The organism is Enteractinococcus helveticum, assembly GCF_020742345.1.
Taxonomy (GTDB): Bacteria; Actinomycetota; Actinomycetes; order Actinomycetales; family Micrococcaceae; genus Yaniella; species Yaniella helvetica_A.
The window spans coordinates 1-8255 of the sequence record NZ_DYXC01000166.1 but is presented as its reverse complement, the minus strand read 5'-3'; the positions used below and the strand labels follow the sequence as shown (position 1 = coordinate 8255).

Here is an 8255-nt window from a genome sequence, read left to right as displayed (position 1 = left end):
TCGAGGATGACCCAGAAGACGATGCCTATGCTGCCTTATTCACTACCTTGACCGGGCTCGCAGCGAGGGCGTTGCTCGCCTTCAACGAAGTGTCCTGGTTACTGCGAGGTGGCTACCCTCAGGGCGCATTTGCCGGTGTTCGCTCTCTCCACGAGCTCTATATTGTTACGAGGGTCCTCTGGGAATACGGCTCACCTGAGTCAAACTGCCCTGACCTCGTGGAACGATACCTTCTCCATCAGGAAGTGTTCCTTAAAGGAGCCGCCAGGGACCTGATCAGTACTGGAATTCCGGGTATCGATGAGACTATCAACACTGAGATTCTTGACGCCCTCGATTCACGACAGAGGGAGCTTATCGGTACATATGGGAAAGTGTTTTCGACATCTTGGGGATGGGCGGCCCCTCTGTTTCCCAAGAAGACACCCTCATTCATGGACCTTAACAAGCTCGTGATGCCAAGCCTAAACGCCTACTACAGAATCGCGAGCGAACACCTGCATGCCAGCTCTGCTGGCTTAGCTAACGCAGGAAAGTCAGATGGAATGGGTACTATCGGGTACAACGGTGGAGCGACCATTGATGGCCTCGCGTTTCCGGCCATTTTCGGATCCACATTCTTGCTCTCTTTAGTAGGCACTATCGTCCCTATAGAGATTCATAACTCAGAGACGGACAAAGATATTGACACCGGGCGTCACATGCTTGGGGTCCTAGCTCGGTTGCACAGAGAAATCCTCGACGCCTGGAACGGGGAGTCGACGGAGGGCCCGACCCCTGGAAAGTAGACACAGGGATCGGGCCCGTGGAGGTGGACCCCCTATATGGATGCAGAAACACAGCGTCGGGGCTCAACCACTTTCCACTTCGGAAAGAAAATCGCCACTGACGGGACGTGGATGATGACACCGGGAATAAGAGGCATAGAATCAGACATAGGCCCTCGGGGCGAAAAGGTGGTTGTGTAGGAGCTTTCATCTTCATACTGGAAGCCATATCTTACGGTGGGTTCTGATCCTCCTGCTTGATGCCCTATCCTGGCTACTCCTCTCAGATTCGGAAGAGCCGGTTTCTTGGGATGGGGTCTCTAGTCCATAAGATTGCTTATCTACGGAAGTGACAGACTAGTGAGATGCTGTGTGGATGTGCAAGACTAGTCGTGCTTTGTACTAATTAGGTGTCTTTGGAGATCGCATTTTACAGCGAGATCCCTACATTGAAGGAGCAGGGATGAACTTGAATGAGGCGGAACGTTTAGTTAGAACTAAACGGCGCGTTGCTGATCACGGGGAGGTATTTACTCCTCCATGGATGGTTGAGGATATGCTTAGCCTTATCCAGGAAGAATCAGAGCGCATCGATTCGCGTGTTCTGGAACCTGCCTGCGGGTCCGGTAACTTTCTCATGGCAGTTCTTGCCCGTAAGTTCGCTACTGTTCAAACTCGTCACGGCGTGAGCGGCTTCGAAAAGCGTAATTATGCCCTGTTTGCTCTGATGTGCACCTATGGAATCGAGTTGCTGGCTGACAACATCCAGGAATGTCGAGATAATCTTGCTGACCTGTTCAATGCTTTTCTCGACGTCAGTGACCAAAGTGAATGGGCAAAAGCAGCGCGTGTGGTCTTAGCCTTTAATATCGTCCAAGGAAATGCGTTGACTATGACCGATTCGAGCGGACTGCCGATCACGTTCGCTGAGTGGGGCTATCTAGGTAAAGGAAAGTTCCAACGTCGCGATTTCTGTTACGAGAACCTTACTAAACGCTCGATGTGGAAAGCTGAAGGTTCGTTGTTCCAGGACGCTGCACAGGATTTCTTTGCTCCAAGTAAAACCCATCCGGTAATGACTGTTCGTGAGATTGCTGAGCAGGTTAGCACGGCATGATTCAGGACTTGTTCACTCTGCGCGGTCACAATCCAGACGTTCTTACTTGTATCGCCAACCTCTCTAACGATGAGGTCTTCACCCCGCCCGAGATGGCGAGCGCGATGCTTGATCTCCTTGCAACAGCGTGGGCTGATGCCAATGATGGTGCAGACATTTGGGCGGATCCGAACGTAACTTTCCTAGATCCGGTCACCAAATCCGGTGTTTTCCTACGTGAGATCACTCGCCGCCTCACCGAGGGCCTTGCTCTCACTATCCCTGACCTGACTGAGCGCGTTAACCATATTCTTACCCGGCAGGTCTATGGCATCGGCATTACACAACTCACTGCTCTCCTGGCCCGCCGCAGTGTTTATTGTTCTCGATACGCCAATAGTCCGCACTCCATCGTGAAGTCTTTCACTACTGAGGCCGGTAACATTTGGTTCGAGCGCACCGAGCATACCTGGATGGGTGGCACCCGCAAGTTCCACTTAGACCCCCTCACGGGAGACGAAATCCCGGTCTATATCCGCCGTAAGTGCCGCTACTGCGGTGCCAACGAAGATGATTACGCGCGGGGTAATGAGTTTGAAACTCACGCTTACGCTTTCACCCATACGGACGACATTAAGGCTCGGATAGACGAGCTATTCGGAGAGACTATGCATTTTGACGTCATCATCGGTAATCCGCCCTACCAGCTTAACGATGGAGGTGGTACTGGTTCCAGCGCAGCCCCGATCTATCGGGATTTTGTCGAGCAAGCTAAAACGCTTGATCCACGGTTTCTAGTAATGATCATCCCCTCGAAATGGTTCTCTGGCGGGAAGGGGCTTGACGGTTTTCGTCAATCTATGCTGAACGACCAGAGAGTTCGATTTTTAGCGGATTATCCAGACTCTCGTGATGTGTTTAACGGTGTTGATGTATCGGGTGGGGTCTGTTATTTCCTATGGAACCGTGACCATCCTGGAACCTGTCATGTGGAGACGATCTCTAGCGGCGAGCGAACGTCGGTAGATCGTGTCCTTAACGAATATTCTGTGTTTGTTCGCGATAACCGTGCGCTAAAAATCATTAAGAAGATTGAAGCTGTAGAGAATCCAACGTTTTCTTCGCTAGTTTCAGCAAGGCGCCCCTTCGGCATTGACTCCAGCCATGAGCGTGATGGAGTTGGTGACCTGTATCTATATGCCGCTGGACGTGATGGGCGAATTGATCGATCTAATGTTCCCAAGGGAGAGGCTCTGATCGACCGTTGGAAAGTCTTGCTGTCTAAGACATCCAGTGAGCACGCTGGACAGACCGATAAAGATGGAATGCGCCGTGTTTTCTCCAGAATTGAGACTATGTCACCAGAGACTGTCGCAACTGAGTCTTACCTGATAGTTGGCCCCTTTGGCGATGAGTTGGAATCACAGAATGTCGCAGAATATCTCCGTACACGCTTCGTGCGATTTTTAGTTTCATCTGTTCTGTCAGGTCAGAATATAACTCGTTCGTCCTTCTCCTTTGTGCCGAGACAGGATTTTTCTCGTCAGTGGTCGGATGCTGATCTGTACACAAAATACGGGCTAGATAGTGAAGATATTTCCTTTATCGAAAGCACTATCAAGCCTTTAAAGGGGAGCGATGAGTAAGAGAATAGAGGAGCTATTCCCAGTTAAGCCTGATGCTCGGTTACGCATTTACGCATGGAGTTCGAATAACCCATCGCCCGATTACATTGGTCTGATTAAAATTGGCCAGACTACAAAGTCCGACGTTAACAAGCGGATTCGGGAATCTCAAGGCCAGGTGCAACAGTCCTACACTCTGCATATTGACGAACTCGCCGAGCGCGAGGACGGGTCAATTTTTCGTGACTCCGATGTTCGTCAGCGGCTTATCGAGAAAGGATTTGAAAACCCCAGCATTGAGACATCTCGAGAATGGATGCGATGTTCACCTGATGATGTGCGTACTGCTGTTACAGAGCTGCGCATCGGGAAGGAACTCACCGGCACTCACCATGAGACTTTTCCCATGCGGCCCGAGCAAGCGCGCGCTGTGGAGAGGACCTACGAGTACTACGAGTCGATCTGGGCTGAGAACCCAAGTGCCGTACCGCGATTTTTGTGGAACGCGAAGATGCGTTTCGGTAAGACCTTCGCCTCCTACCAACTTGCGAAATGCATGAACGCAAAAAGCATCTTGGTTGTCACGTTCAAACCCGCTGTTGAAGATGCATGGCGGACCGATCTAGAGTCCCATGCCGATTTCGAGGGTTGGCAATACCTATCCTCCGCCGCTAGTAGCGATCCGGATACTGCAGATCCGATGCGTCCATTAGTGTACTTCGGTTCGTTCCAAGACTTACTTGGCAGGGACAAGAAAACCGGGATGATCAAACCTAAGAACGAGTGGATTCACACAACTAACTGGGACCTTGTGATTTTCGACGAATACCACTTCGGCGCTTGGCGAGAGTCCGCCAAGGAATTATTCGAGGGTGAAGACAAGAAGGTCGCTAAGAAGGAGATCGCCACCGAGTATCACGAGGGGCTGGCTGCCTTTGATGAGGAGCTTGACGAGCTAGGCAATAACGAAGACGACTTTCTACCTATTACCACTCGTGCCTACCTGTATCTGTCGGGTACCCCGTTCAAGGCCTTGGCTACCGGCGAGTTCATTGAGGAGCAAATCTTTAACTGGACTTACACCGATGAACAACGCGCCAAGGCAGACTATGCTTCCACTTATCCGGACAAGAAGAACCCTTACGGCGCATTGCCTGAGCTACAGCTCTTTACGTACCAGATGCCCGACGAACTGATCGAGGTCGCTAGTCAGGGGGAATTCGATGAGTTCGACCTTAATGCCTTTTTTGAAGCTACCGGCACCGGCAGTGAGGCCACGTTTGTGCATAAGACGGACGTGCAGAAGTGGCTCGGCATCATCCGCGGTGCATATCTGCCCACGCAAGTTGACGCGATGAGGATGGGCTCCCGGCCACCCTTCCCGTACTCCGATACGCGGCTGTTGCCATATCTCCAGCATTCGTTCTGGTTTCTGCCTACGGTTTCATCCTGCGAGGCTATGGCTAATCTATTGGCCGAGCGCCAGAACTCTTTCTGGCATGATTATCAAGTCCTCAGCGTTGCCGGACCCCATGCCGGTATTGGCCTTGAAGCCTTACCCCCGGTACGCAAAGCTATACGGGATGGTCACGACACGAAGACTATCACTCTCTCGTGTGGCAAGTTAACCACTGGGGTCACAGTCAAACAGTGGTCCTCAATTCTCATGCTGCGCAATCTCAACTCTCCGGAAACCTATTTCCAAGCGGCATTTCGGGTGCAATCGCCCTGGTCAATTAATAATCCTCATGGCGACGACCCGAGTGAAGAAACAGTGCTCAAACCAGTGTGCTTCGTTTTCGATTTCGCCCCTACCCGAGCTTTGCGTCAAATCTCCGATTACGGAGTGGGACTCTCACCCGAGGCTCTAAACCCCGAGCATGCCGTCGAAGAGCTGGTCAAGTTCCTGCCGGTACTTGCTTACGACGGGGCGAACATGACCCAGGTCAATGCCGCCGGCGTCCTCGATATTGCGATGGCCGGCACCTCGGCCACCTTGCTGGCCCGCAAATGGGAGTCGGCGATTCTCGTCAACGTAGATAACGACACCTTGCGCCGAATTCTAGGCGATCAAGAGGCAATGAACGCTGTGATGAACATCGAGGGATTCCGCGCACTGGGGGCGGGGGCTATCGAAGCGGTTGTTAATAAGAGCGAGGCAGTGAAGGCCACTAAAAAGGAGAAGGGTGAAGATCTTACCCCCAAGGAGAAAAAGGAGCTGAGTGCTGAGGAGAAGGAGTACAAGTCTATGCGGAAAAAGATTCAAGATAAATTGGTCAAGTTTGCGACCCGCATTCCGGCATTCATGTACCTCACAGACTTCCGTGAGAACACTCTCCAAGACGTCATCACGAAGCTAGAACCCGAGCTCTTCAAGACGGTAACTGGCCTGAGCGTCACCGATTTCCACTTGCTTGTAAATCTAGGCGTCTTCAATGCCACTCACATGAACCAGGCAATATTCGCCTTCCGTCGCTACGAAGATTCTTCACTGTCCTACACTGGCGTCGAATCTCACGAGGGCCTGCGTCATTACGGTCTCTATAACACCGTTATCGCCGTCGAAGCGTAACTGAGATAGATATCTGACTCGCAGGGTGATTAAAAAGCATATGGCTAGCGAAGCCATAAGTCTACCCCAGTGATGCAGGGCATCGGAGCTATGAAGAACGACGGCGCCCTGGTTCTTGCCGTCGGCCTGTTGCAAAGCTGGACGGAAGGGCCTCGAACACCGAACAGGCCACCGTCATCGTCACTTTGAAAACTGAGCTGACCCCAGAAACCGCAGAGGTTAACCGGCTACGGGATGAAGTGGCCGCCGAGAAACTCTCCACTTATAAACAGCAGGATGCGGCAGGGGCACTCAGTTGGCCGAGTCTCCTCTCTGGTCAGCGACGACACCGTGGTGACTTTTACTTAAACACGTTATTTGAGGTACTCCCCCGCGTCATTTGAACCAACGCTTCGTACCCTAGCCTCTTTTGGGGCTCCCACCACCGTGCTCCCACATCAACGTTTTTCGACTATCGACGCAGAGGACGAAGAGCGTTTGGAGCAAGTCACTAAGAAGGCTTCGCAACTATCAGGTTCCATCCTGCGACTCAAGCAGGCGTACGCAAAATGCACCATCCCAGACTCCACATCTGAATTCGATCAGCTAGCCTCTGAAATCTTCAATAAAAATAGCCTCACCCTCAAGGAAGAGCAGCTCAACGAAGTGGTCGTGCAACTCAATACACGAATTTCTTATAAGCATAAAAAGCTACTCAACGACGTCAGCCGAAATACCGGAAAAACAATCCGTTCCCTAATCGAAGAAGCAATTGAAGAAGCGTACCTCTAGCAGGAAGCTCCGTATCAATATGGTGGCCATATAGGCATATGTCTATATGGCCATACCAATTACCTGGACTTTTCCTAGATATAGTCAATCTTGAATCAGTATAGGTAAAGAAAAGCTCCCGGCTGCCACCAGGAGCTTTCAGAGACGTTTACAACTCTGTACGAGAATAGGGACGTCAGTGTCGTTTACTGCCCCTCAGTCTAGTCATCCTTTTACTAGGGGCAACAGGTATCGATCTGGGAGCCTATAGGGCCATTTTGATTAGAAATTCTGGCTTGGAGTACTGTGCTGCACCACGAATCCTGTTCAGTTCTTGGAGAATCCCTATCGATTCATTTGAGTAAAGAAAAATGCTGCAGCTCCACCAAGGCCAAGAAGTCCGAGGATAAGCGCGATGATAGTGCCTTCCGAAGAAGACCCTGACTGTTCAGCCGGTTCAGGATCTGGTGTTGGTTCAGAATCTGATTCTGGTTTAGAATCTGGGAGAACAGGCTGAGCTGAAATATAGAAGGTCGTTATGAGATTGCTTCCATCGGCAAAAGTAGTATAAGCAATCACATCCCTAGTTACAGCTTCGGAAGCATTAACCTTAAGAATGTCCCCTTCCACATCAAATTCCCAGCCGTCAGGCGCCTCTATAATCTGTATCTGCGCATCTTCTGGAAGGTCTTCGATCTTTAAGCGAGACTCAACCCCTTTATAAACAAAAGCATTATCAATCCGTGGTGAATGCAAAAATTTTTGCAGAGGGTACACAGTAAACGTATGCTCGACTACTTCTGTTGAGCCATCGGGGTAAGCCACAAAGAAATCAACCGAGTTCGAAGCAGAAGTTCCCCGCAAGTCACCAGGGAACATATGGAGCCAAATATTATCACCAACGTTTACCCTTACAAGCAGTCCATTTTCCTTATCGCCATCCGAACCAAAATTCGGATGCAGAACAGTCATTTCGGTCCCGCTTGGCACTCCGGAGTATGGGAGGGTGGCAGATTCCCCCGACGTGGTAGTGCCAATGAAAGGCTTAGGAATTGGACTAAATTCCGGTTCATACTGCTCGGCCATAGTTCGAGATTCTTGCGCTTGAACGGTCGGCGCCACAACTCCTGTAGTGGCTACAGCAAAGGATAAAGCTAGGGCGAGTGAACGAAGCTTCACAGGGACTCCTTAGAGGGTGAAAAGGTTTTACATAGCTTATACCCAGAAAATTCCAACCTCTAAATATCCAGATGTTAACTTTGGCAGAATACCCCTTTCTGTCACTTACCTCACTCAAATACCGTCTAGTATGGGTACACGGAAGCTGAACACCCCTCCGCCGGCATCACCGTGCCCCGCCCACCCGGAGGCACAGCATGGTCGCGGCTCACCCGTGAGCAGTACCGGGATTATCAACAGTCACTTCGTACGGCTATCGCCACCCA

Annotated in this window: 6 protein-coding genes; 5 read left to right on the top strand and 1 reads right to left on the bottom strand. The window is 51.0% G+C overall.

The genetic code is table 11. The annotated features are described in order from the left end of the window. From K8V32_RS14120 to K8V32_RS14100, 5 genes are all read left to right on the top strand, one after another. The coding region (locus K8V32_RS14120) for a DUF5677 domain-containing protein (RefSeq protein WP_303908902.1) at positions 1–788 on the top strand (788 nt) is incomplete at its 5' end. A 442-nt stretch (positions 789–1230) separates the two neighbouring features. Then, positions 1231–1884 (top strand): N-6 DNA methylase, encoded by a 654-nt coding sequence (locus tag K8V32_RS14115; protein ID WP_303908898.1) that lies wholly within the window; start codon positions 1231–1233, stop codon positions 1882–1884. An 8-nt stretch (positions 1885–1892) separates the two neighbouring features. Next, positions 1893–3509: an Eco57I restriction-modification methylase domain-containing protein gene (locus K8V32_RS14110; protein WP_303908895.1), complete on the top strand. Its 1617-nt coding sequence runs from the start codon at positions 1893–1895 to the stop codon at positions 3507–3509. Next, complete coding sequence (locus K8V32_RS14105) at positions 3502–6060, top strand: GIY-YIG nuclease family protein (protein WP_303908892.1); 2559 nt, start codon at positions 3502–3504, stop codon at positions 6058–6060. The genes K8V32_RS14110 and K8V32_RS14105 overlap by 8 nt, the downstream gene beginning before the upstream one ends. Before the next feature lie 357 nt (positions 6061–6417). Next, positions 6418–6831 (top strand): hypothetical protein, encoded by a 414-nt coding sequence (locus K8V32_RS14100; RefSeq protein WP_303908889.1) that lies wholly within the window; start codon positions 6418–6420, stop codon positions 6829–6831. Between the two features lie 324 nt (positions 6832–7155). Here K8V32_RS14100 and K8V32_RS14095 read toward each other — a convergent pair whose 3' ends face one another. Beyond that, positions 7156–7989: a hypothetical protein gene (locus K8V32_RS14095; protein ID WP_303908885.1), complete on the bottom strand. Its 834-nt coding sequence runs from the start codon at positions 7987–7989 to the stop codon at positions 7156–7158. Between the last annotated feature and the right edge of the window lie 266 nt (positions 7990–8255).